Here is a 21,989-nt window from a genome sequence, read left to right as displayed (position 1 = left end):
CAGAACGATGACGGCGTTCAGGAGGCGGTCCATGTGCGGTCGGGCCTGATCGGCAGCAGCACGCGAGCGGCACCCCCGGGGTCGGCAGGACATGGCCCGGAACGACGGCGAAAGGTCAGCCACCGATCGCGCGGCGGCCACCGGCCACCTCCAGGAGGGCCCCGGTGACATAGCTCGCCCGGTCGGAGGCGAGGAAGACCACCGCTTCGGCGACCTCCTCCGGCTCGGCGATGCGGCGCATGGCCGTGGTGTCGGCGATGGCCCTGACGGTGGCCGGATCCATGGCATCGGTTCCGGGGGTACGGATGGGACCGGGTGCGACGGCGTTGACGCGCACACCGCCCTCGGCGTACTCGGCCGCCCAGACCCGGGTGAGCTGCTCCAGCGCCGCTTTGGACGCCGCATACATACCGGTGCCCGCGGTGGTGACCGCGACGGCCAGGGTGCTGATGTTCACGACGGAGCCGCGGCCGCGTTCGACCATGCCGGGAGCCGGCGCGCGCACGAGTAGGTAGGGCGCCTTGGTGTTGAGGTCCATGTGCAGGTCGAACAGATCGACGCTCATGCCCCCGGTCGGCCGGAACTCGTAGATGCCGGCGTTGTTGACCAGGACGTCGGCATCACCCACCGCGTCCGCCGGATGCCGGACGTCCTCGGGGTCGACCAGGTCGGCCTGCACGAAGCGGGCCGTTCCGCCCGCGTCCTGGATCTCCCCGACAACTGCGGCACCCCGCTCGGCATCGCGGCCGTGCACAACGACCTCCGCACCCTCGCGCGCCGGCAGAACGGCCACCGCGCGACCGATGCCTGCGGTGGCACCGGTGACAAGGGCCGTGCGTCCGGACATTTCCATGATGTCTTTCCTTCGTGATGTGCTGCCCGGGCCTCGTTCGCCGGGCACCGGGAACGAGGCTTGCGAGGCGGCCCGTCTCTGCTCTTGCAGAGGTCGGCACCGCAGTGGCTGCTCGCTCACAGCCGGAGGACGACCAGAGCCGTGTCGTCGGTCCCGGCGCTCAGCTCGATCAGCGCGTCCGCCAGGTCCTCGACCCGGTGCCGGTGGTGTTCGGCGAGGCGGTCCGCCAGACGTCGCAGGCCTTCGTCGATGTCCTCCCCGCGACGTTCGATCAGGCCGTCGGTGTACAGCACGAGGGTGGCACCGCCCGCGCACGTGGCGGTGGCCTGGGGGCGCGGGGTGGGTCGGGGAGCGGCGCCGAGCGGGGGGTCCGTCGACCGGTCCAGGAAGCGTACGGTGCCGTCCGGGTCGGCCAGGAGCGGGGGCGGATGACCGGCGCTGCTGTAGGCGATGCGACGGCCGTCCGCGGCGATGACGGTCTGCACGGCGGTACTGGACAGGGCCCCGTCGACGGAGCGGGCGTAGGTGTCGAGCACGTCGAGTGCCGCGGCGGGGCCGTTCGCGACCCGGATGACGGCGCTGAGGGCGCTGCGCAGCTGACCCATGACACCGGCCGCTGCCAGGCCGTGACCGACGACGTCCCCGACGGCCACGGCGTGGTCGCCGGTCGCCAGCCGGGTGACGTCGTACCAGTCACCGCAGACGTTGAGGGTGTTGAGCGCGGGGCGATAGCGCACCGCCGCCTGGTGGTGCGCCAGCGGCTGAGGGGCGGGCAGCATCGCGCTCTGGAGGGTGAGGGCCACCTGCCGTTCCCGGGCGTTGGCCTCGCGCAGCCACTCGTTGACCCGTTGCAGCTCGCGGGAGCGCGCATACAGCTCCGATTCCATCTGCAGGCGCCGGTCGTCGATGCCGGGGGGACCGGACACGACGAGGTCGGTCACCTCCGCGAGACGGTGCACGATCAGGGCGACGCGTCCGTCGGCGTCCAGGACGGGGGCGTTGATGGGGCTCCAGTAGCGCTCGGCGAAGGCCCCCGGCCGACCGGGATCCTCCACGTCGAAGCGCATGGGACCGACCGCGTCCGGGCAGCCGGTCTTCAGCACCCGGCGCAGCGACGACTCCATGTCGTCGCGCCCCGCGCCGTGACCGTCGTACGGGTTGTCCGGGTAGGCCTGGAAGAGGTACTGGCCCACGAGTTGGTCGCGGGTGCGGCCCACCAGCCGCTGATAGGCCGCGTTCGCGTCCAGGATCACAAAAGCGGCGTCGAGTACCAGCATCGCGCTGGGCGACGCCTCGAAGACGGCTCGGTAGTCGATCCCCGGTTCTGTCACCGCGCTTCCCACAAACGCTCATGACCGGTCGTCCTGTCCCGCCCCACCTTCTCCAGTATGCGCCGCGGGCGGCTGCCTCACCCGGCGTCGGGGCCGCCCGCGCCCCGGGCCGGATCCGCGACACGGTCTCCGGCCCCGCGGCGGTGACCGAGCGGCTCAACGGCGAGGTCCGCACCACCCTCCCGGTCGCCGCCGACGCGATCACCACCGCCCTGCACAACGTGATCCGGCCCGGCGCGGCCCTGGCCGATCACCGTCCCCGTCCTGCTGCGCACCCTGCGCACCCGGGCATCGGCCTCACACGTCGTGGCCACGTCCGCCGCGGCCGCCGAACCGGCCCCGGAGCAGGTGCGCTGGCTTGCGAGCACGCACCACGGCTCCCGTGGCGCCGACAGGAGATCCCCCCCTCCCGCCGCACATCACTGACGGAACGGCACATCCGCGTGGCGTGCCCCCGAACCGCGGACCGGGGTGCGCCACGCGCCTGCGCGCACACCGCTCGGGAGGCACCGATGTCCGGCAGCGGACGCCCGGTCGGCCTCAGTGCGAGGGCGCCGCCCACGGGCCGACCCCGCCGATGCGCTCGACCGCGTAGCGCACGATGTAGCCGGGGCCCTTCGGCGCCGGGAACTCGGTCTCCGGTGAGACATAGACCTTGGCCAGGCGGTTGAGCAGGTCCCAGGTGCCGTCGCTCGGCTGCACGGTGGCACGGGCCCGCAACACGGCGTACTCGTTCAAGAAGGCGCCCCGGACCCTGGGCGCGTCGAAGGACAGCACGACCCTGGCGTCCCGCTCCATGTTGCGCAGCTTCACATGCCGCGCCATGTGGCCGCTGACGACGTCGTCTCCGTCCAGTCCGATCCAGATGACGGTCACCTGCGGGCTGCCGTCGGGGTTGACGGTGCTCAGGTGGGCCATGGGGCCGGACTCGATCAGTTCCCGCAGTTCCCGGGGCAATCGGGTGTTCTGGTTCGTCACACTCCTTCAACGCCGCCCCGCGCGGGCGGACACGCGTGCAGGCCGGCGCCCGGTGCGGCTTCCCTCGAACGACCGACTCCTGAGCCCGGCTCCGGCGGCTTCACCGCGGCACACGCATCGAACCCCTCCGGCCGTGGCAGGGCTCCGCCGGGGCGTGTGCGATCACGGTGGTTCGAGCGCCTGCTCGGTCCACACGGTCTTGCCGTCGGGCGAGTAACGGGTCCCCCAGGCCTGGGACAGCTGCGAGGCGATGAACAGTCCGCGTCCGCCCTCGTCCGTGGTGCGGGCGTGCCGCAGGTGCGGTGCCGTGGCGCTGCAGTCACTGACTTCGCAGGTCAGTCCCCGGTCCAGGATCAGACGCAACTCGAGGGGCGGGCCGCCGTAGCGCAGAGCGTTGGTGACCAGTTCGCTGACGATGAGCTCGGCGTTGAGCGCGGTCTCCTGACCCACCCGCCAGTCGGCGAGCCGGTCGCGCGCGTACCGCCGGGCCGTCGCGGCGGCGGTGGGCTCGTCGTCGAGTCGACAGGTGGCGATGCGGTCGCAGGGGAAGGGACGCGTGCGGGCCACCAGAAGAACGGCGTCGTCCGCCTCCATGTCGGCCGGCAGGCCGTACAGGATGTCGTCGCAGAGCTGCTGCACGGGTTGATCGCCGTCCGCCACCGCCAGGCGGAGCGGACTTCTCTCACAGGTCAGGTGCGAGGCCAGCACCGCGTTGCCGGCGAAGGCGATCACGCTGCCGTGCGGGAGCCGGATGCGGTCGGCGGCGAACGGCGCCCGATCCGTACTGCCCAGCCCCGGCCCGGCCGGGGTGTCCGGACGGTCGACGGTGCCGTCGGGATGCACCACGACCGGAGCCGGGTGCCCCGCCCGGGCGACGGTGCACATCCGGGTCAGCGGGTCGTACACGCCGTACACACAGCTCGCGGTCAGCGGCTCGCGGTGCAGCGGGGTGCCGGGCGGCACCGCCGCGCGCTCGGCCGCGAGGAGCGCGGCGGTGTCGTTCAGCCGGGCGAGGAGTTCCTCCGGGTCGAGGTCGAGCGCGGCGAAGGAATGGACCACGGTGCGCAACTGCCCGACGGTCGCCGCCGCCTGAATGCCTCCCCCCGCGACCGTTCCGGCGACCAGGGCGGTCCGTGCGCCGGACAGGCCGATGGTGTCGAACCACCCGCTGCCGCCCTCACCGGGACGGGCGATGCCGGCGGACTCCAGCGCGGTGAGCGAGGCGGGGAACAGCGGGAGGATGTGCCGCAGGACGGTGGCCGCCACCGTGTGGTCCCGGGTGTAGCGCCGGGCGTTGTCGATGCACAGGGCGGTGTGCCGGGCCACGTCCCGGGCGAGTTCGAGGTCGTCCTCGTCGTACGCGCCGGGCGTCCTGGCGCGGTACAGGGACACCAGACCGATCACGGCGCCGCGCAGGTCCAACGGGACGGCGAGCAGGCTGTGCGACCCGGTCTCGCTGATGGCGCGTGCACGCGCCGGGTCGGCCGTCAGCCACGGCAGGTCGGGGCGCAGCGCCACGGTACGCGGTCGCAGGTCGGCCACGGCCTGGCTGTAGGGGGTCGGTCCGGGAATGGCCCGGACGTCCCCCACCGGGTACGCCTGGGGCTGCACTCCGGCGGCATTGCTGCGAAAGGCGACACGCCGCAGCCGCGCATCGCGGGGCAGCGGGGACAGCGGGGGGTCGTCGCCCCGGATCACGGCGTCCACCACCTCCACGACCACCACGTCGGCGAACGCGGGGACCAGCTCGTCGGCCAGCTCCTGGCATGTGGCCACCACGTCGAGGGTGCGTCCCACGCACTCGCGCACGGCGTCCAGAATGCCGAGCCGGATCCGGGCCTTCTCCCGGTCGGTGACGTCCACCACCGTCATCGCCACGCCGAGGACCGTGCCCGAACGCTCCTCCAGCCGGAAGGCCGAGATCTCGTACAGACGTTCGTGACCGTGGTTCGTGGGCGGCCGCGCCCGCATGATCCGTCCCTGCACCGGAACGCCGTCCTTCAGCACACCCCGCAGGAGGTCCCTGGCCGCCTTCTCCTCCACCATGTGGTGCGCGTTGGGAAGCGGCCGCCCGACGAGGTCCTCTTCCCGCAGGCCACGCGTGGCCGGGCCCGCGGTGCTGATCCGCAGCACCCGCAGATCGGTGTCCAGCACGGCCAGACCGATCGGCGACCGGGCGAACAAGGCGTCCAGCGTCGCCATCCCGGCGTCACGTGCGTCGCTGCCCCCACGGCGTTCTGCCATGGAAGTCACCTCCAGTGCCGCACGACGGCGGTGCGCACCGCGAGCGGCTCGGGTGTCCCTCTTCCGGTGTACTCCGCCCCTGTGCATCCGGCGAACCGGCGCGCTCCGCCGCGCCATGTGACCGGGACCGGACAACAAGCGCTTCGCCGGATGGGGGCAAGGCGGCCCGTGCCGTCACGCCACCGCGGTGGAGGGTTCCCCGGCCGTCAGGCGTCGCCGGCCGTCCGGCACTCGGGGTGGCCCCAGCCCTGGGCGTTCTTGGCGATCGACTCGCCCGCGGCGTAGGGGCGGCCGCAGACGCAGCGGCCGGGAAACTTCGCCTTGAGGGTGCGCCCGGTGGCGCGCTTCTTCGCGGGTGCGGGGCGGCGGGACGCGGCGGCCGCCGCCGGTTGCGCAGACGCCGGCGGCTCCGGGGAGCCGTACGCGCTGCCGGCCGCTTCCTGCACGCCGGCCGCCTGGCTGGCGGCGCGGTCCGCGAAGTCGTTGAGGCGGTCGCCGCCGACCTGGTGCGCGGGGACGTAGCGGAACGCGACCTCACGGCCGTCCAGCAGCTCGTCGATACGCACGACCAGGTCCTGGTTCGCGACGGGCTTGCCGGCCGCGGTCTTCCAGCCGTTGCGCTTCCAGTTGGGCAGCCAGGTCGTGACCGCCTTCATCGCGTACTGGGAGTCCATCCGGATCTCCAGCGCGACATCCGGCGCGACGGCGGTCAACAGACGTTCCAGCGCGGTGAGTTCGGCAACGTTGTTGGTCGCCTTGCCCAGCGGGCCCGCCTCCCAGCGGGTCGGGATCTCGTCCTCGTCGGCGACGACCCAGGCCCATCCGGCAGGTCCGGGGTTCCCCTTCGAAGCCCCGTCACAGGCGGCCACAACACGTTCAGGCATGCCCCCGATCATGCCACGCTCCGGACCTCGCCACGGCTCCCGGGGTGCGGGCGCCTGCTGCCGGGGAGGGGCTGGACCGCGGGCCGGCCGGCGCCCGTGCATGCCGCCGGGACGTGCGCGCAGGTGCCCCGGTGTCAGCCGTCAGGAGACATCGGTCGTCTCCGGCATCCGCCCCCGGGTGGTGGTGACGTCGATGACCGAGAAGTTCGCGCCCTGGGGGTCGCTCAGCGCGGCGAAACGACCGATGGGGCTGTCCATCGGGCCGAACCGCAGGACGCCACCGTGCTCGGTGGCCCGCTGGACGGCCGCGTCGCAGTCCTCGACGGTGAAGTACACGTTGACGTACGGCGGAAGCTCCGGCGGGAAGTCGTCCGTCATCCTCATCCGGCCGAGCACGGGGTTCCCGTCGAGTTCGAAGACGCGGAAGTCGATCGCCTCGTCCTCGATCTGCTTGGCACGGTAGGGGTAGACGGCGGGGAAGAACGCGTCGGACCGGTCCGGTTCGCGGGTGAACACCTCGGCCCAGCAATAGGCGCCGGGCACGCCCCGCACCTCGAAACCCTCGTGGACGCCGGCCTGCCAGACGCCGAAGACCGCGCCGCTCGGGTCACGGGCCAAGGCCATGGTGCCGAAGTCCCCGACCTGCACCGGTTCCATCAGCACCGCACCGCCGTGGTCCTTGATCCTCCTCGCGGTCGCGGTGGCGTCGGCCGCGGCGAGGTACAGGCACCAGGCCGACTGGCCCTCCTGACCGTCCATGGGCGGCACGACCGCGGCGACCGCCCTGCCGTCGGCGTACGCCTGCGTGTAGTTGCCGTACCGGGACGACGTCTCACCGAACGTCCACCCCAGGACGTCGCCGTAGAAGGACATGGCCGCTTCGACGTCGGTGAACATCGCGTCGGCCCAGCAGGGGGTTCCCTCGGGTTGAACCGCCATGGCGTTCGACCTTCCCCGTACGACGGATCGGGCTGCGTTCCTCACGTTAGCCAGGCCCGTGCCGCGCCGCGCGCCGAACCGCGGTCCTGATCCACACTGGAACGGGGACGGTCATGGGACGGGACGGGGCACTGACGATGCGCGCATGGGTGGTGGACCGACCGGCTCCCGTCGAGCGGGAGCCGCTGCGGTTCGTGGAGCGACCGGTCCCGGAGCCGGCGCCCGACGAGCTGCTGGTGCACGTGCGGACCTGCGGTGTGTGCCGTACGGATCTGCATGTCACCGAGGGTGATCTGCCGGTGCGCCGATCCGGGGTGACACCCGGCCACGAGGTCGTGGGCGAGGTCGCCGGGACGGGCGCGGACGTGAGCGGATGGGCCGTCGGCGAGCGGGTGGGGGCCGCATGGCTACGCCGCACGGACGGCACCTGCCGGTACTGCGTGCGCGGGGCCGAGAACCTGTGTCCCGACTCCGAGTACACCGGCTGGACCTCCGACGGCGGCTACGCGGAGTACACGACCGTGCCGGCCGCGTACGCCTACCGGCTCCCGGCGGACGTGCCCGACGTCGCGCTGGCCCCGCTGCTGTGCGCGGGAATCATCGGATACCGGGCGCTGCTGCGGACGTCGCTGCCGTCGGGCGGGCGCCTCGGGCTGTACGGCTTCGGCGGCAGTGCTCATCTGTGCGCGCAGGTCGCCCTGGCCCAAGGAGCCACCGTGCACGTCCTGACCCGGGACGAGGCGTCCCGGCGACTCGCGCTCGACCTCGGGTGCACGTCGGCGCGCGATGCCTACGACGCGCCGCCGGAGCCGCTCGACGGGTCGATCCTGTTCGCACCGGTCGGCGACCTCGTCCCGGTGGCGCTGCGGGCGCTGGACCGGGGCGGGGTCCTCGCGGTCGCCGGCATCCATCTGAGCGACGTGCCCGGCCTGAGCTACGAGAGCGAGCTGTTCTACGAGAAGGAACTGCGCAGCGTCACCTCCAACACGCGTCAGGACGGCCGGGAGTTCCTGGAGCTCGTGGCCCGTTACGGCGTACGCGCCACGACACACCCCTATCCGCTGTCACAGGCGCAGCGCGCCCTCGCCGATCTGAAGGCCGGGCGCTTCGACGGGGCTGCCGTGCTGGTGAACGATCTCTGACCAGGGGCGCAGGTGCCCGGGTGCGTACGGGGCGGTCCCGTGCGTGGATGGACTCGGAGAGGCGTCGTCGCGGAGGTGCACTGTGGGCGGTGGCCACGCTGCAGACCCGCCGTACGGCGTGGGCTCCGAGGTGTCGTCGACGCTGTACGGACTGGACAACGCGCTGGAGTCGATCGGCACGACGCTCGATGAGCACACCACCTGCCAGGAACTGGTCGACTACGTGTGCGACCTGGTCTGCGACGCGGCGGCCGTTGACCTGCTGCCCAAGGACATCCCCTCGATGGTGCCCGTGTCCGACCCGCACCTGGAGCGGGTGGCGACGGCGGGACCGGCGGAGCTCCTCGCAGCATCGGGCGAGGGCGGCTCCCGCTCGCTGTCCGTGCGGGCGCTGGACGAAGGCCGTCCGACCACCGCTACGGTGGACCCGTCCGGGCGGGCGCCATGCCAGGTCATGACCGTTCCGCTGGTCGGGCACGGCCGGCTGTACGGGGTGCTCCTGGCGGTGCGCGACGGCCCGGCGTTCGCGGACCGGGACACCGCCGTCCCCCATCTCGCGGCGCGACTGGCGGCCGTGCACCTCGGGCACGCACGCCGGTACACGGACATGCGCGGCACGGTGTACCGCCTCCAGCGGGCGCTGCTGTCCGAGCCGGGGCGGCCGCATCCCAACCTGGACCTGGCCACCCGCTATCTGCCGGCCGGTGGCGGCACCCTGGTGGGCGGAGACTGGTTCGAGACGGTGCGGCTGCACTTCGGCAGGACCCTGCTGGTCCTGGGCGACGTCATGGGCCACGGCCTGGACGCGGCGGTCGACATGAACGCCTACCGCTCGATGCTGAGGTACATCGCCTCCACGGACCTGCCGCCCCATCGGGTGCTGCGCCGGCTGGACGCCGCCGTCGCCGAGGACGGCAGCCGCCGTCCGGCGACCTGTGTCCTCGTCCAGGTCGACCCGGCGCGGGGCACGGCATCGCTGACCAGCGCGGGGCATCTGCCACCGGCGCTGTTCGGCGCGGACGGAACCGGAGAGCTGCTGGACGTACCGGTCGGACCGCCGCTCGGGACGGGAGTGGGAGGCTACGAACTCATCACCCGGACACTCGCGCCCGAGGAGACGCTGCTGCTGTTCACCGATGGGCTCGTGGAGCGGCGGGAGGAGGACATCGACGTCTCCCTGGCCCGGCTCGCCGGGCTGCGGCTGCGGCCCGGAACGAGCGTCGAGGACCTGCTCGCCGACGTCCTGGCCCGGCTCGACGCCCGCCATGCGGAGGACGACGTCGCGGTCCTGGCGGCCCGCATCCGCCGCCGCCCGGAGGTGTGAGCCGCGGCCGTTCTCAGCGCGTGGGCAACCCCAGCAGCCGGGTGATCGTGCGCAGGACGCCGTTCTCGGTGTTCGGCGGTGCCACATAGCGGGCGCGCCGCAGCACGTCCGGGTGCGCGTTGGCCATGGCGAAGGACCATTCGGCCGCATCGAGCATCTCGAGGTCGTTGAGGTAGTCGCCGAACACCAGCGTCTGCGCGGGTGTGATGCCCAACTCCCGCTGGAGCCTGCGCAGAGCGGCACCCTTGTTGGCGGTGGCGTTCATGATGTCCACCCAGTGCTCGCCCGAGACGACGACCTGATGGCTCGCCGCGAACGGCGCGAGGGCGGGGGCGGTGGTCCGCTCCACGGGCCCGAAGTCGTAGAGCGCCACCTTGAGGAACTCGTCCTCGACGGCGGTGAGGTCGTCGACGATGCGCAGCACGGCGTAGTACCGCTTCGCCTCGGCCACGAAGGCCTCGTCCGCGCGCTCGACGTAGGCGGACTGCTTGCCGCACAGGACCGCGCCCATGTCCACTCCCTCGGCCGCGAGCCGCCGTGTCGTCCGGATCACGCGGGCGGCCACCGCTGCGTCCAGCGGATCGGAGCCGAGTTCCACGCCGTCGCGTACGACATAGGTGCCGTTCTCGGCGACGAAGACCATGCCGTCCCCCGCGTCGGCGAACTGCCGTGCCAGGGTCGCGTACTGGCGTCCGCTGGCCGGGCTGAACAGCACCCCGCGCCGGCGCAGTTCGGCGAGGAGCGGCCAGAGGTCCTCGGGTATCCGCCCGGTGCCGTCGAGGAGCGTGCCGTCCATGTCGGTGACGACGAGTCGGATGTCCACGGGCTCGCTCGGCAGTTCGGGGGAGGTCGGGAGACACGAGGGCGCGGTGGAGGACATGGCCTGCTTTCTTGTGCGGGGCGGCGATCGGGGAGGTGTCCGCGTCCGAGCGAGCGCGGTTCCAGGTGCGGGTCAGTCGTTACGGGCTCGGATGCGCGGTCCGCCACGGCACGGGGCGACGGCTGCGGGCGCGCGCCGACTCGCGGGGGTCACCGGCGGCGGCGTCCGCAGCGGCCGGAACAGCCGTTCCGGCCGGGGGGAACGGGGCAGTGCCGTCGAGGCGTGAATCTGCAGGAGAGCCGATCCGGCCTCCGGTTCGTGCACGGCGAGGGGATGCCTGTCGTGGGCCCTGCTCCGCACCGTGGCCGTGCCGGCCGGGCGTGCACGGGCCGCGGGCGTCTGCTGGGAATCGGTGTCCGGCACGATCCGGAAGGCCGGTTCACGGACCGGAGCCATGTCCGGCAGGCCGGCCCCGGCGGGCGCTCGGCGGATCTCCATCGCATCCCTTGTCGTAGGGTCCCTGTGTCGTCGGCGCCGTCGCCTCGTCGTGGACCCCATCGTACGGTCTGCCGTCCGACCGCCCGGGGGCACCCGGAGTCCACCGCGGCCGGGCCGACGGCGCCCGGTTCCGCCGAGGGACTCCTCGGGCCGGCGCTCCGCGCGGCGGGCCTGCTCACCCGCCTGTGGCCGCTGCCGGGATTGCCGGGTCCCGACGAGGGCGTCGATGAAACGATGGAGCCGAGGGCCTACGGACGATCACTGTATGGGGGGAAGGGGAGACGCGTACTTGAAGGCTCCCCCGCCTGAAGGCGGGGATTCCCGTCCGGCCTTGCGGCCGGACGCCCCTTGCGGGGTGCCTTCGGGCGTGTGCGGGGATTCCAGGCTCAGGCAGCCTTCCGGGCCAGCGGCCCGGAAGGTCTTACGCCCTCAGCACCTGCCGGGCACCAACCCGCCCGGACCAGCATCACGAACGCGGAATTCTTGTCCCGAGGGCGCATGGCTCCGCATCGCGTGCAGGTATACGTGCTCCGCAGGAATCCGATTCCTCCCCGGCCTGAAGAGGCCGGGGCATCCTCGGAGGAACCCGGTGAAGTTCGTTCTCGAGGTCGACATGGGAGACACGGGCTGGGACGGGAAGGCCGCCTCGGAGCTGGGGCGGATCCTGCGCTACTGGGGCGGGAACCTCGGGCACTTCGCGCTCGAGCCCGGCGACGGATCGGCCGTCCACGACTCCGGCTATCGCGAGGTCGGGCGCTGGTCCATCAGCGGCGAGTGATTGCGGAGGCCGGCCGGACGGCCCCACTCCGTCCGGCCGGCTCCGCTGCGAGATCGCGTGGAGCACCGCGTCAGGGCTTGCACTCCCCAGTCACAAGCCCTGGATCGACATGTGCGGGCACCTCGCGATCCGCGTCTCTCAGAACGTGAAGACGGTTGTCCCGTAGGTGTTCTTCACGCACTCGTTGGCGAAGGTCCGTTCGTAGTCGACGCGCTTGCCCTGCCAGACGCCCTGGACGGTGACGACCACAGGGTCGTACTGCTTGGTGCAGAAGACGCCGTCTCTGATCGCCAGCGCGTCGAAGTCGCCGCCGACGGCGCGTAGTTCGGCGCAGGCGTCGACGGCGTCCGGATGACTGCCGAAGGCGCCGGGAGCGCAGGTCAGGGTGACCGCGCGCTGGGGCGTGACGAGAGCTGCGCTCTCGCCGTGACCTGTGGTCAGGACGAGCGCCGAGGGGGCGTAGAGAGAGACGGGGGCGGTGTCCGGGGCGGCGAGGGCGGACCCGGTGAGGGGGCCGCAGACGGCGGTGGCCGTGAGGGTGAGGGCCGCTGCCCAGCGCGCGGTGTTCGGCATTGTGTGCATCCTTCCGCTCGTGACGGGGTCGCGGTCCGGGTCGGTGGTGCCTGTGCGGGATCCCGGACCGTTCGAGGTGCCGGTTCGGCGAGCCGGAGTCTGCCGAGTCCGAGCGGGAAACTCACATCGACCCCCCTCGTTTCGGTAACTTTGAGTATTGAATCAGTGGCGTGAAGTCACGGAATTCGAACGTGTGCGGCCCGGCATCGCACGGGCAGCGGGGACGGAAAGCGGCCTTCTGGCCGGAATCCCACAGCTCGGCAATCGGCCTGAAACATTCCGCTTGGCCATGACCGCAAGCGCTGTCTTCAGCTCCTGGCAAACACCCCCTCCGCGCCCTTGCCTTCACGCCGAGGTGGAGTAATCGTCATTACAACAGCACGAACAGCTACGCGGCTGGTTCGCCGGCCGCCTGCCCGACGACCTCTTCGAGAGCCTGGTGGAGGTCGTCGTCGACCGCGAGGAGATCACCGTGGTCGGCCGTGTCCCCGAGCCGCGGCTCGCCGAGGGCGCCTCGCCCGCCGAGAGGGAGGCGGCGATCGGGGCCCGTGTCCAGGAGTTCCGTGAACGCACGCGCGAGGACCGGGTCGCGGTGGCGCGCGAGGCGGAGCACCGGTTCCGCAAGAAGGTCTCCTGGGGCGTGGAGTGCGGGGGTCAGCGTGCACTGTTCACGCACATCGCGGCTCCCGTGATGACCCGGCTGCGCCAGCCCGAGCGTCAGGTGCTGGACACGCTCATCGCCGGCGGGGTCGCCCGCAGCCGCAGCGACGCGCTCGCCTGGTGTGTGCGCCTGGTGCAGCGGCACACCGACGACTGGCTCTCGGAGTTGCGCGAGTCGCTGGAGCAGGTGCAGCGGGTGCGGGCCCAGGGACCCGACACGGAGTTCGGGGACCGACCGGCCGACGCACCCACCGAGGAGGAATGACCGGGGTCCGCTGTCACCACATACACCGGATCACCCCCGCGGGTCCCGGTGTTCGCCGCCGCCTCCGCCTCCGGCGGTCCGTTCCGCTCCCCCGCCCCTGCCGGAGGCGGGCGGGCCGGTGACCGTGACGCGCGCGGCACGCAGCAGCCGGTCACCGACCAGGTACCCGCGGCTCAGGATCTCGGTACAGGTCAGCCGCTCGGCTCCCGGCGCGACGACATGCGTCACCGCCTCGTGGCGTGTGGGGTCGAACGGCTCGTCCGCCTCCCCGAACGCCTTCAGGCCCAGAGACGCCAGCTGCGCCTCCAGGACGTCGGCGACGGCTTTGAGGCCCGGCGTCATGGACTCCTGACGACGGGCCCCTTCGACCGCGTCCAGGACGGGCAGCAGCGCCCGCAACACGTTCTCCGTGGCGATCTCGCGCACCGCCAGACGGTCGCGGCGGACCTGCTTGCGATAGTTGTCGTACTCGGCCTTCACCCGCTGCAGATCGGCGGTGCGCTCGTCCAGCAGACGGAGCAACTCCGGGCTCTGCGGCCGGCTCCGGTCCATGGTCAGCCCGCCTGCGAGGTGTTGTCGTCATCCACGATCTCGGCGTCCACGACGTCGTCCTCGGACCGGGCGCCGCCGCTCGCCGTGCCCTGCTCCGGCCCGGTGCCGCCCTCGGGGCGCGCCTGCTCGTACAGGGCGCTGCCGATCTTCTGCGCCGCGGCGGCGGCCTTGTCCATGGTCCGCCGGATCTCCGCGGTGTCCTCGCTCTTGAGCGCCTCCTTGAGTTCGCCGATGGCGCTCTCCGTCTCGCTCCTCGCGTCGGCGGGGATCCTGTCCCCGTTCTCACCGATGAGCTTCTCGGTCTGGTAGACAAGCTGCTCGGCCTGGTTGCGGGTCTCGGCGGCCTCCCGCCGCCTGCGGTCCTCCTCGGCGTGCTGCTCGGCCTCGCGGACCATGCGGTCGATGTCGTTCCTCGGCAGGGCCGAACCGCCCGTGACGGTCATCTTCTGCTCCTTGCCGGTGCCGAGGTCCTTCGCCGTGACGTGCATGATGCCGTTGGCGTCGATGTCGAAGGACACCTCGATCTGCGGCACACCGCGCGGCGCCGGCGGCAGACCGGTCAGCTCGAACATGCCGAGCTTCTTGTTGTACGCCGCGATCTCACGCTCGCCCTGGTAGACCTGGATCTGCACGGACGGCTGGTTGTCCTCGGCCGTGGTGAAGATCTCGGACCGCTTGGTCGGGATCGTGGTGTTGCGCTCGATCAGCTTGGTCATGATGCCGCCCTTGGTCTCGATACCGAGGGACAGCGGGGTCACGTCCAGCAGCAGGACGTCCTTGACCTCACCCTTGAGGACACCGGCCTGGAGCGAGGCGCCGACGGCGACGACCTCGTCCGGGTTCACACCCTTGTGCGGCTCCTTGCCGGTCAACTCCCGCACCAGCTCCGTCACCGCGGGCATCCGGGTCGACCCGCCCACGAGAATCACGTGGTCGATGTCCGACAGCTTGATCCCGGCATCCTTGATCGCCTGGTGGAACGGCCCCTTGGTGCGCTCCAGCAGATCGGCCGTGAGCTGCTGGAACTGCGCCCGGGTGAGCTTCTCCTCCAGATGCAGCGGGCCCTCCGAAGAGGCTGTGATGTAGGGCAGGTTGATCGAGGACTCGGTGGACGAGGACAGCTCGATCTTCGCCTTCTCGGCGGCCTCGCGCAGACGCTGCACGGCCATCTTGTCCTTCGCGAGGTCGACGCCGTACGCGTTCTTGAACTGCTGCACCAGATGGTCGACGACGCGCTGGTCCCAGTCGTCACCGCCGAGACGGGTGTCGCCGTTGGTGGCCTTCACCTCGATGACGCCCTCGCCCATCTCCAGCAGGGACACGTCGAACGTGCCGCCGCCGAGGTCGAAGACGAGGACCGTCTGGTCGTTCTCCTTGTCGAGGCCGTAGGCCAGGGCCGCCGCCGTCGGCTCGTTGATGATCCGCAGCACGTTCAGGCCGGCGATCTCACCGGCCTCCTTGGTGGCCTGTCGCTGGGCGTCGTCGAAATACGCCGGCACGGTGATCACGGCGTCGGTGACGTCTTCGCCCAGATACGCCTCCGCGTCCCGCTTCAGCTTCTGCAGCACCCGCGCGGAGATCTCCTGTGCGGTGTACTGCTTGCCGTCGACGGTGCCGCTCTCCGGGAAGCGCCAGGACGAGTCGCCCACGTGCCGCTTGACGGAGCGCGCGGTGCGCTCGATGTTGGTGACCGCCTGCCGCTTGGCGACCTCGCCGACCAGCACCTCGCCGCTCTTGGCGAAGGCCACGACCGACGGTGTGGTCCGGGCGCCTTCGGTGTTGGTGATCACGGTGGGCTCACCGCCCTCGAGGACCGAGACCACCGAGTTCGTGGTGCCGAGGTCGATACCGACCGGACGTGCCATGGGGCTCCTGCCTCCTCGCATCGTTCCTGTAGAGGTCCGCTCCGCGAGTACCCGCGCCGACGTCTTCACTGCAGGGCAGTGGAGCCGCTTCCGCGTTCCGCTGACTGCCTCTACTGCCTGAATAAAACTTGAGTTGCCTCTTGTCAAGTTTGACCATGGCTCCACGCGCAGCGGGGAGAACGCCCTGCTCGAGGCCGGACGCCGGGCCCCCCGCACTCCATCGGCCGGTGTGGATGAACCATCCATCGAGGCAACGGAAGCTGGATGGAACGTCCACTGGTGCGGTGCGTGCGGACGCGCCTAAAGTCTGCGAAACCCTTACGGACGGCCCACCACGCCCCGCACACCCTCGCGACGGCACGGGCCGGACCGGCCCACCGCGCCACGAACGCGCTCCGCCGCCCTTCCCCAGCAGGAGCTCCGTTGCCCGAGAACCCCGCCTCCCCCGCCGCCGCGCCCCCGTCCCTCACCGAGGTCGAGACCTACGGCGTCGAGCGCATCCCCGACGCGGACCGCACCGCGACGCCGTTCGATCTCTTCCGAGTCGCCTTCGGCGGCGCGAACACCTTCTCCACCTGTGTTCTGGGCGCCTTCCCGATCCTGTTCGGCCTCTCCTTCTGGCAGGGACTCGCCGCGACCCTCCTCGGTGTGGTCGTCGGCGCGCTGATCCTCTGCCCGATGGCGGTGTTCGGCCCGGTCAACGGCACGAACAACGCGGTCTCCTCCTCCGCCCACCTCGGTGTGCACGGCCGTGTGGTCGGCTCCTTCCTCTCCCTGCTCACGGCCGTCGCCTTCTTCTCGATCTCGGTGTGGAGCTCGGGCGACGCACTGGTCGGCGGCGCACACCGGCTCTTCGGCCTCGATCGCGGCAATCTGTCGTACGTCGTCGCCTACGCGCTCTTCGCCGGCCTGGTGCTCGCGGTGTGCGTGTACGGCTTCCGGTTCATGCTGTTCGTCAACAAGATCGCGGTGACCTCGGCGACCGTGCTCTTCCTGCTCGGGGCGATCGCCTTCGGCGGTGACTTCGACCCGTCGTACGCGGGCACCTTCACCGCCTCGGCCGATCCGGCGACGAAGGCGCTGTTCTGGCCGTCGTTCATCGGCGCCGCGCTGATCGTGCTGTCCAACCCGGTGTCCTTCGGCGCCTTCCTCGGCGACTGGTCGCGCTACATCCCCGCGCACACCCCGCGCCGCAAGGTGGTCACCGCCGCGTTCCTGTCGCAGATCGCGACGCTGCTGCCGTTCGTGTTCGGTCTCGCGACCGCCAGCATCATCGCCAAACAGGCGCCGAAGTACGTCGACCCTGCGGCCCCGGACTTCGTCGGGGGCCTGCTCGCCATCTCCCCGACCTGGTTCTTCCTTCCGGTATGTCTGCTGGCGCTCATCGGCGGCATGTCGACGGGCACGACGTCGCTGTACGGAACCGGGCTGGACTTCTCGTCGGTCTTCCCGCGGCTGTCGCGGGTGCAGGCGACGCTGGTCGTCGGCGTGCTGTCCATCGCGTTCATCTTCATCGGCCGATTCGGGCTGAACCTCGTGCAGTCGATCTCCACTTTTGCAACGATGATCATCACCTGTACCACTCCGTGGATGGTCGTGATGATGCTCGGCTTCTACACTCGGCGCGGCTGGTACGACCCGGACGCGCTTCAGGTCTTCAACCGCCGCCAGCGCGGCGGCCGTTACTGGTTCTCGCACGGCTGGAACTGGCGGGGCATGACCGCCTGGTGGGTCTCCGCCGTGATCGGTGTGCTGTTCACCGACATTCCCGGCCAGTTCGTCGGCCCCCTGGGCGACCTGGCGAACGGTGTCGACATCAGCCTGCCGCTGTCCCTGGCCGTCGCCGCGGTCCTGTTCCTGGCGCTGCTGAGGCTCTTCCCCGAGCCCCGGGCGGCATACGGACCGCACGGCGCGCGACTGGCCCGCACGGTCGAGTCGCCGGTGCCGCCGATCACCGGCCCCGGCGCCCGGGACGAGAAGGCCCCGGCGCTCGCGGTCGAGGGCGGCTGATGGACACCTGGCTCGACCTGTCGGTGCCCGTGGTCACCGGGATGCCCGTGTATCCCGGTGACCCGCAGGTCGAGGTGGAACGGGCGCTGCGCGTGGCCACGGACGGCGTCAACGTCCTCGCCCTGCACCTGGGTTCCCAGTCGGGCACCCATGTCGACGCGCCGTATCACGTGAACTCCGCCTGGCCCGCACTGGACGCGCTGCCGCTGGAGCGGTTCGCCGGTCCGGCGGTGGTGGCGGACGTACGGGGTCTGCGGGCCCGGGCGGCCGTCACCGCCGATTTGCTCGCGCCCGCGCTGAGCCTGCTGCGTCTGCAGCCGGGCGCGATCCTGCTGCTGGCCACGGGCTGGTCGGCGTACTGGGGCACCGACGCCTATCTGGAACACCCGTGGCTGACCCCGGAGGCCGCGCAGGCGATCGTCAACGCGGGCGTACGCACGATCGGGGTCGACGCGCTGAGTGTGGATCCCACGGGCAATGCGGACCTGCCCGCGCACCGCGTGCTGTGCGGCGCGGCCGGTGTGATCGCCGAGAACCTCACCGGCCTCGACCGCGTCCTCGCCGCACAGGAGACCGGCCGCCCGGTGGACGTGTTCCTGTTCCCGCTGCACCTGCCCGGCTCGGACGGCGCCCCGGTCCGAGCCGTGGCCCGGGTCGGGGGACCGACGAGGCAGGCGTAGTACGCCGTGCCGCCCGCCCGGGTCACCCGGTCGGGCGGGCGACCCCGCAGCGCATCGGCGCCCTCGCCCGGCCCCCTCGGCGTCCTCGGCGTCCTCGGCGCCGCGGTCCGGGCCGCGGCACCGGTCAGGGCCTGATCGTGCGGGCGATGTCCAGGGTCAGACGCTGCCAGGGGTCGCGTGGGTCCCGGGCCGTCAGTACCTGCACGCGTCGCAGGCGGTAGCGCAGCGACTGCGGGTGCAGATGCAGTGCTCGGGCCGCGGCCGTCGCCGACCCCGCGTCGATGTACGCGCTCAGCGCCTCCAGCAGATGGCGTTGTCCGGGGTCGGTCAGCGGCCCGAGGACGAGGCGGGCGATGTGGTCCGCGGTGGCGGCCGGATGCCCGGCGAGCAGAGCGAGCACGTGCGCGTCGGCATCGGTGAGAAGGCGGCCGGGCCGATGGGCGTGGTCGGGCGCCGTGTCGAGCGCGTCGGCGGCGAGCCGGTGGGCGACGGCCACCCGGTCCAGCCCTTCGCCGGTGATCGCACAGCCCCGCCAGCGCCGCTCGACGAGGAGGGCCGACGCGCGGTGCAGGGCCGTCGCGGGAAAGAGCAGGACGGCGCGCGGGCCCCGGACCGTCGACAGTGCCGTACCGCCGTCACCGAGCGCACCGACCAGTCCGGCTGCGGCCTCGTACGGCATGTCGGGGCCCTCGCCCGTCACCGGCTCGGCCACCAGGAGGCAGTAGGGATCCGGGAGATGGACGCCCAGCCGGGCCGAGCGGTCCGTGAGCGCGCCGACCGAGGCGTGCCTGCCGGCGACGAGATCGTCGAGCAGCAACCGCAGCGCGCGGTCCCGATCCCCCGCGAGGTCCTCGGTGGTCGCGGCGTAGGCCGTGGCCATCTCCTCCGACAGGGTGTCCAGCGCCGTCAGCAGCACCCGGGCGAGTGAGAGGCCGTCCGTCGCCGTGAGGTGGTGGGCGCGGGCGGCGACCTCCTCGGTGACGACGGCCGCCGCCACCCGGTAGGCGCGCAGCACCGCCTGCACGGGCCGGCCGTCGGCCGCGCGCGCCGCCGCGATGCCACGGAATCGGCGCAGGTCCGCCGGACCGAGACTGCCGTCGCCCGCCCAGAGGTCGAGCAGCCGGGTCAGACCCCAGGCGGCGATGGCCCGCACCTCGGGCAGCCGGCTGTCGTCGAGCGCGGCGTACACCGGCACCTGGGTGTTGACCGCCGCGACAACCGCCTCCACGACCCGGGGATCGGCCACGATCTCGTCCCGGACGCGGATGCGGGCCTCGAGGGGCTGGTTCATCACATGGTGATGATCCCAGTCGCGCGTTGTGTGCACCAGGCTGGACGGGCCTTGTCACAGTCGGAAGGATCGTGGGCACAGAGCTCGGTCTCAGGGACGAGAGGCGGGACGTACGGATGACAAGGCACTGGGCGGACTTCCAGTACGAGATATATCTGCACGGCATGACGGGCGCGGTACCGCGGCTGCCCACGGATCTGACCAGGCTTGAGCAGCTCACCGAACAGCGGCTCGGGCCCGGCCCGGTCGGGTATGTGGCGGGCAGCGCCGGCACCGGCAGCACGGCACGGGCGAACCGGGCGGCGTTGGAGCGGCGCCGGATCGTGCCGCGGATGCTGCGGGACGTGCACGAGCGCGATCTGTCGGTCGAGGTGCTGGGGCGCTCACTGCCCGCTCCGCTGGCCCTGGCGCCGATCGGCGTCCTGTCGATCATGCATCCGGACGCCGAGCCCGCGGCGGCGCGCGCCGCCGCCGCGCAGGGCGTGCCGTTCGTCCTGTCCTCGGCCTCCAGCACTCCGATGGAGCAGGTGGCGGAGGCCTCGGGCGACGGAGAACGCTGGTTCCAGCTGTACTGGGCCAAGGACCGCGAGGTCACGCGCAGCTTCCTGGCCCGGGCGAAGTCGGCCGGGTTCACCGCGCTGCTCGTCACGCTCGACACGCCGATGCTGGCCTGGCGGCCCCGCGACCTCGACCAGGCCTACCTGCCGTTCCTGCACGGTGTCGGCACCGCCAACTACTTCTCCGATCCGGCCTTCCAGGCGGGCCTGGCGAAACCGGTGCACGAGGACCCCGACGCGGCCGTGATGCACTTCGTCGGCATGTTCGCGGACCCCGGCAAGACCTGGCCCGATCTGGCGTTCCTGCGGGAGAACTGGGACGGCCCGATCGTGCTGAAGGGCATCCTGCACCCGGACGACGCCCGCCGGGCCGTCGACGCGGGGATGGACGGCGTGGTGGTCTCCAACCACGGCGGCCGGCAGGTGGCCGGTTCCGTGGCGGCCGCGGACGCCCTGCCGCGGGTGGTGGAGGCCGTCGGGGACCGGCTCGCGGTGCTGTTCGACAGCGGAGTCCGCACCGGCGACGACATGTTCAAGGCCCTCGCGCTGGGCGCGCGGGCGGTGCTGCTGGGACGGCCGTACGCCTACGGGCTCGGGCTCGACGGACAGGCGGGCGTCGAGCACGTCATCCGGTGTCTGCTGGCCGAGTTCGATCTCACCCTCGCCCTGTCCGGGCACGCCGGTCCCGGCACGCTCGGCATCGGCGACCTGATCGAGGAATCCGCATGACCCCCGTCAAGAACGTCCTGGCCGTGGTCTCGCCGCACGTCGGCGGGCGCTCGACCGGCGCCGGGCTCGCCTCCGTCTTCCCCGGCGAGGCCCACGTCACCGTGGTGGAGCGGCCCGACGAGGATCCGGCGGCGCTGCGCGCGGCACACGTCATCGTCACGGGGCTGGCCCCCGTGACCGCCGAACACATCGCCGCGGCACCCGAGTTGCAACTCATCCAGTGCGCCAGCCACGGCTTCGACTACGTCGACCTGGACGCGGCCCGCGCCCGTGACGTGCCCGTCTGCAACATCGGCTCCAGCGGCGCGGAGAAGCAGAACGTCGCCGAGCAGGCCTTCGCCCTCATGCTCGCCCTCGCCAAGCAGCTGGTGCCGGCGCACACGGCGCTCGTCGAGGCCGACTGGGCGCTGCCGCGGCTGCAGCGGTCGATCACCGAGCTGTCCGGCAAGACACTCGGCGTCATCGGGCTCGGTCATATCGGTCAGGAGGTCGCACGCCGCGCGACCGCCTTCGACATGACGATCGTGTACGCGAGCCCTCAGCGCGTGGACGCGGACGTCGAGGCACGGCTCGGCGCCCGCCACGTGGAGCTCGACGAACTGCTGCGCATCTCGGACTATGTGACGCTGCACGTGCCGCTCACCGACGCGACCCGGCATCTGCTCGACGCCGAGCGCCTCGCGCTGATGAAGCCCACCGCGTTCGTGATCAACACGGCGCGGGGCGCACTGATCGACCAGGACGCACTCGCGGACGCGCTGGAGAAGGGCACGCCGGCCGGTGCGGGGATCGATGTCTTCGACCCCGAACCGCCCACGTCCGCCCTGAGGTTGCTCAAGGCGCCGAACGTGGTGCTCTCCCCGCACGTCGCCGGCGTCACCCGGGAGACCCTTGTGCGGATCGCGCTGGCGGCGGTGCAGAACGCGGCCGACTTCCTGTCCGGCAAGGCGCCGCGGGACATCGTCTCCTGAGACCGGCACCACGCTCGGGCGGTGCGGCGGCCCGGACCGTTCGAG

Annotated in this window: 20 protein-coding genes and 1 pseudogene; 8 read left to right on the top strand and 13 right to left on the bottom strand. The window is 71.9% G+C overall.

What is annotated here, in order from left to right:
• Nucleotides 1–115: 115 nt before the first annotated feature.
• From ACSHXN_RS37865 to ACSHXN_RS37835, 7 genes are all read right to left on the bottom strand, one after another.
• Nucleotides 116–853 (bottom strand): SDR family NAD(P)-dependent oxidoreductase, encoded by a 738-nt coding sequence (locus ACSHXN_RS37865; protein ID WP_438305467.1) that lies wholly within the window; start codon nucleotides 851–853, stop codon nucleotides 116–118.
• A 116-nt stretch (nucleotides 854–969) separates the two neighbouring features.
• Complete coding sequence (locus ACSHXN_RS37860; RefSeq protein ID WP_356114914.1) at nucleotides 970–2,184, bottom strand: PP2C family protein-serine/threonine phosphatase; 1,215 nt, start codon at nucleotides 2,182–2,184, stop codon at nucleotides 970–972.
• Nucleotides 2,185–2,261: 77 nt separating this feature from the next.
• The gene (locus ACSHXN_RS37855) at nucleotides 2,262–2,552 is read right to left on the bottom strand and encodes a hypothetical protein (protein ID WP_438305464.1); all 291 of its coding nucleotides are present in this window, start codon (nucleotides 2,550–2,552) and stop codon (nucleotides 2,262–2,264) included.
• A 172-nt stretch (nucleotides 2,553–2,724) separates the two neighbouring features.
• Entirely contained in the window at nucleotides 2,725–3,162 is a 438-nt protein-coding gene (locus ACSHXN_RS37850) for a PPOX class F420-dependent oxidoreductase (RefSeq protein ID WP_355141952.1), read from the bottom strand.
• A 162-nt stretch (nucleotides 3,163–3,324) separates the two neighbouring features.
• Entirely contained in the window at nucleotides 3,325–5,406 is a 2,082-nt protein-coding gene (locus tag ACSHXN_RS37845) for a SpoIIE family protein phosphatase (protein WP_355141951.1), read from the bottom strand.
• 206 nt (nucleotides 5,407–5,612) lie between these two features.
• Nucleotides 5,613–6,302 (bottom strand): ribonuclease H family protein, encoded by a 690-nt coding sequence (locus tag ACSHXN_RS37840; protein WP_355141949.1) that lies wholly within the window; start codon nucleotides 6,300–6,302, stop codon nucleotides 5,613–5,615.
• A 129-nt stretch (nucleotides 6,303–6,431) separates the two neighbouring features.
• Nucleotides 6,432–7,229, bottom strand: a complete 798-nt coding sequence (locus tag ACSHXN_RS37835; RefSeq protein ID WP_355141947.1) for a VOC family protein — start codon at nucleotides 7,227–7,229, stop codon at nucleotides 6,432–6,434.
• A 137-nt stretch (nucleotides 7,230–7,366) separates the two neighbouring features.
• On the opposite strand from ACSHXN_RS37835, the gene ACSHXN_RS37830 reads away from it, so the two are divergent.
• Together ACSHXN_RS37830 and ACSHXN_RS37825 are read left to right on the top strand one after the other, a co-directional pair.
• Nucleotides 7,367–8,371, top strand: coding sequence for a zinc-binding alcohol dehydrogenase family protein (locus tag ACSHXN_RS37830; RefSeq protein ID WP_356114921.1), 1,005 nt, complete (start codon nucleotides 7,367–7,369; stop codon nucleotides 8,369–8,371).
• 82 nt (nucleotides 8,372–8,453) lie between these two features.
• Complete coding sequence (locus ACSHXN_RS37825) at nucleotides 8,454–9,695, top strand: PP2C family protein-serine/threonine phosphatase (RefSeq protein WP_356114917.1); 1,242 nt, start codon at nucleotides 8,454–8,456, stop codon at nucleotides 9,693–9,695.
• 13 nt (nucleotides 9,696–9,708) lie between these two features.
• On the opposite strand, the gene ACSHXN_RS37820 is transcribed toward ACSHXN_RS37825, so the two are convergent.
• Both ACSHXN_RS37820 and ACSHXN_RS37815 read right to left on the bottom strand, forming a co-directional pair.
• Nucleotides 9,709–10,575 carry a Cof-type HAD-IIB family hydrolase gene (locus ACSHXN_RS37820; RefSeq protein WP_355141943.1) on the bottom strand — a complete coding sequence of 289 codons (867 nt, stop codon included), beginning with the start codon at nucleotides 10,573–10,575 and terminating at the stop codon, nucleotides 9,709–9,711.
• A gap of 824 nt (nucleotides 10,576–11,399) precedes the next feature.
• A pseudogene (locus tag ACSHXN_RS37815) lies at nucleotides 11,400–11,540 on the bottom strand (RNA-guided endonuclease TnpB family protein); the annotation flags it as partial.
• A gap of 62 nt (nucleotides 11,541–11,602) precedes the next feature.
• Between ACSHXN_RS37815 and ACSHXN_RS37810 the strand changes: the two are divergent.
• Nucleotides 11,603–11,791 (top strand): hypothetical protein, encoded by a 189-nt coding sequence (locus ACSHXN_RS37810; RefSeq protein ID WP_355141941.1) that lies wholly within the window; start codon nucleotides 11,603–11,605, stop codon nucleotides 11,789–11,791.
• 138 nt (nucleotides 11,792–11,929) lie between these two features.
• Here the strand turns inward: ACSHXN_RS37810 and ACSHXN_RS37805 are convergent, their stop codons facing one another.
• The gene (locus ACSHXN_RS37805) at nucleotides 11,930–12,364 is read right to left on the bottom strand and encodes a protease inhibitor (RefSeq protein WP_355141939.1); all 435 of its coding nucleotides are present in this window, start codon (nucleotides 12,362–12,364) and stop codon (nucleotides 11,930–11,932) included.
• 412 nt (nucleotides 12,365–12,776) lie between these two features.
• Between ACSHXN_RS37805 and ACSHXN_RS37800 the strand changes: the two genes are divergently transcribed.
• Nucleotides 12,777–13,289: a hypothetical protein gene (locus ACSHXN_RS37800; protein WP_438306528.1), complete on the top strand. Its 513-nt coding sequence runs from the start codon at nucleotides 12,777–12,779 to the stop codon at nucleotides 13,287–13,289.
• A gap of 30 nt (nucleotides 13,290–13,319) precedes the next feature.
• Here the strand turns inward: ACSHXN_RS37800 and grpE are convergent, their stop codons facing one another.
• On the bottom strand, nucleotides 13,320–13,841 hold the full coding sequence (grpE, locus tag ACSHXN_RS37795) for a nucleotide exchange factor GrpE (protein WP_383353603.1): 522 nt from the start codon (nucleotides 13,839–13,841) through the stop codon (nucleotides 13,320–13,322).
• A gap of 2 nt (nucleotides 13,842–13,843) precedes the next feature.
• A complete protein-coding gene (gene dnaK / locus ACSHXN_RS37790; protein WP_438305459.1) occupies nucleotides 13,844–15,706 on the bottom strand; it encodes a molecular chaperone DnaK in 1,863 nt (620 codons plus the stop codon).
• Nucleotides 15,707–16,129: 423 nt separating this feature from the next.
• Between dnaK and ACSHXN_RS37785 the strand changes: the two genes are divergently transcribed.
• Both ACSHXN_RS37785 and ACSHXN_RS37780 read left to right on the top strand, forming a co-directional pair.
• The gene (locus ACSHXN_RS37785) at nucleotides 16,130–17,716 is read left to right on the top strand and encodes a purine-cytosine permease family protein (RefSeq protein ID WP_355137551.1); all 1,587 of its coding nucleotides are present in this window, start codon (nucleotides 16,130–16,132) and stop codon (nucleotides 17,714–17,716) included.
• The gene (locus tag ACSHXN_RS37780; protein WP_355137549.1) at nucleotides 17,716–18,396 is read left to right on the top strand and encodes a cyclase family protein; all 681 of its coding nucleotides are present in this window, start codon (nucleotides 17,716–17,718) and stop codon (nucleotides 18,394–18,396) included. Before ACSHXN_RS37785 ends, ACSHXN_RS37780 begins: the two co-directional genes overlap by 1 nt.
• Before the next feature lie 124 nt (nucleotides 18,397–18,520).
• On the opposite strand, the gene ACSHXN_RS37775 is transcribed toward ACSHXN_RS37780, so the two are convergent.
• Complete coding sequence (locus tag ACSHXN_RS37775) at nucleotides 18,521–19,687, bottom strand: PucR family transcriptional regulator (protein WP_355137547.1); 1,167 nt, start codon at nucleotides 19,685–19,687, stop codon at nucleotides 18,521–18,523.
• 116 nt (nucleotides 19,688–19,803) lie between these two features.
• On the opposite strand from ACSHXN_RS37775, the gene ACSHXN_RS37770 reads away from it, so the two are divergent.
• Together ACSHXN_RS37770 and ACSHXN_RS37765 are read left to right on the top strand one after the other, a co-directional pair.
• Complete coding sequence (locus tag ACSHXN_RS37770; protein ID WP_356294442.1) at nucleotides 19,804–20,973, top strand: lactate 2-monooxygenase; 1,170 nt, start codon at nucleotides 19,804–19,806, stop codon at nucleotides 20,971–20,973.
• Nucleotides 20,970–21,944, top strand: a complete 975-nt coding sequence (locus ACSHXN_RS37765) for a 2-hydroxyacid dehydrogenase (RefSeq protein WP_355137545.1) — start codon at nucleotides 20,970–20,972, stop codon at nucleotides 21,942–21,944. The genes ACSHXN_RS37770 and ACSHXN_RS37765 overlap by 4 nt, the downstream gene beginning before the upstream one ends.
• Nucleotides 21,945–21,989 lie beyond the last annotated feature (45 nt).

This window comes from Streptomyces sp. HUAS TT11 (assembly GCF_051553595.1).
Lineage (GTDB): Bacteria > Actinomycetota > Actinomycetes > Streptomycetales > Streptomycetaceae > Streptomyces.
The sequence above is the reverse complement of the archived record's forward strand: the minus strand, read 5'-3'. Positions and strand labels throughout refer to the sequence as shown.

What these genes read in the sequence shown, in the direction of transcription:
- ACSHXN_RS37865 (WP_438305467.1), bottom strand. Translation starts at nt 853, where the DNA reads ATGGAAATGTCCGGACGCACGGCCCTTGTCACCGGTGCCACCGCAGGC.
- ACSHXN_RS37845 (WP_355141951.1), bottom strand. Translation starts at nt 5,406, where the DNA reads ATGGCAGAACGCCGTGGGGGCAGCGACGCACGTGACGCCGGGATGGCG.
- ACSHXN_RS37840 (WP_355141949.1), bottom strand. Translation starts at nt 6,302, where the DNA reads ATGATCGGGGGCATGCCTGAACGTGTTGTGGCCGCCTGTGACGGGGCT.
- ACSHXN_RS37835 (WP_355141947.1), bottom strand. Translation starts at nt 7,229, where the DNA reads ATGGCGGTTCAACCCGAGGGAACCCCCTGCTGGGCCGACGCGATGTTC.
- ACSHXN_RS37830 (WP_356114921.1), top strand. Translation starts at nt 7,367, where the DNA reads ATGCGCGCATGGGTGGTGGACCGACCGGCTCCCGTCGAGCGGGAGCCG.
- ACSHXN_RS37820 (WP_355141943.1), bottom strand. Translation starts at nt 10,575, where the DNA reads ATGTCCTCCACCGCGCCCTCGTGTCTCCCGACCTCCCCCGAACTGCCG.
- ACSHXN_RS37805 (WP_355141939.1), bottom strand. Translation starts at nt 12,364, where the DNA reads ATGCCGAACACCGCGCGCTGGGCAGCGGCCCTCACCCTCACGGCCACC.
- grpE (WP_383353603.1), bottom strand. Translation starts at nt 13,841, where the DNA reads ATGGACCGGAGCCGGCCGCAGAGCCCGGAGTTGCTCCGTCTGCTGGAC.
- dnaK (WP_438305459.1), bottom strand. Translation starts at nt 15,706, where the DNA reads ATGGCACGTCCGGTCGGTATCGACCTCGGCACCACGAACTCGGTGGTC.
- ACSHXN_RS37780 (WP_355137549.1), top strand. Translation starts at nt 17,716, where the DNA reads ATGGACACCTGGCTCGACCTGTCGGTGCCCGTGGTCACCGGGATGCCC.
- ACSHXN_RS37775 (WP_355137547.1), bottom strand. Translation starts at nt 19,687, where the DNA reads ATGAACCAGCCCCTCGAGGCCCGCATCCGCGTCCGGGACGAGATCGTG.
- ACSHXN_RS37770 (WP_356294442.1), top strand. Translation starts at nt 19,804, where the DNA reads ATGACAAGGCACTGGGCGGACTTCCAGTACGAGATATATCTGCACGGC.
- ACSHXN_RS37765 (WP_355137545.1), top strand. Translation starts at nt 20,970, where the DNA reads ATGACCCCCGTCAAGAACGTCCTGGCCGTGGTCTCGCCGCACGTCGGC.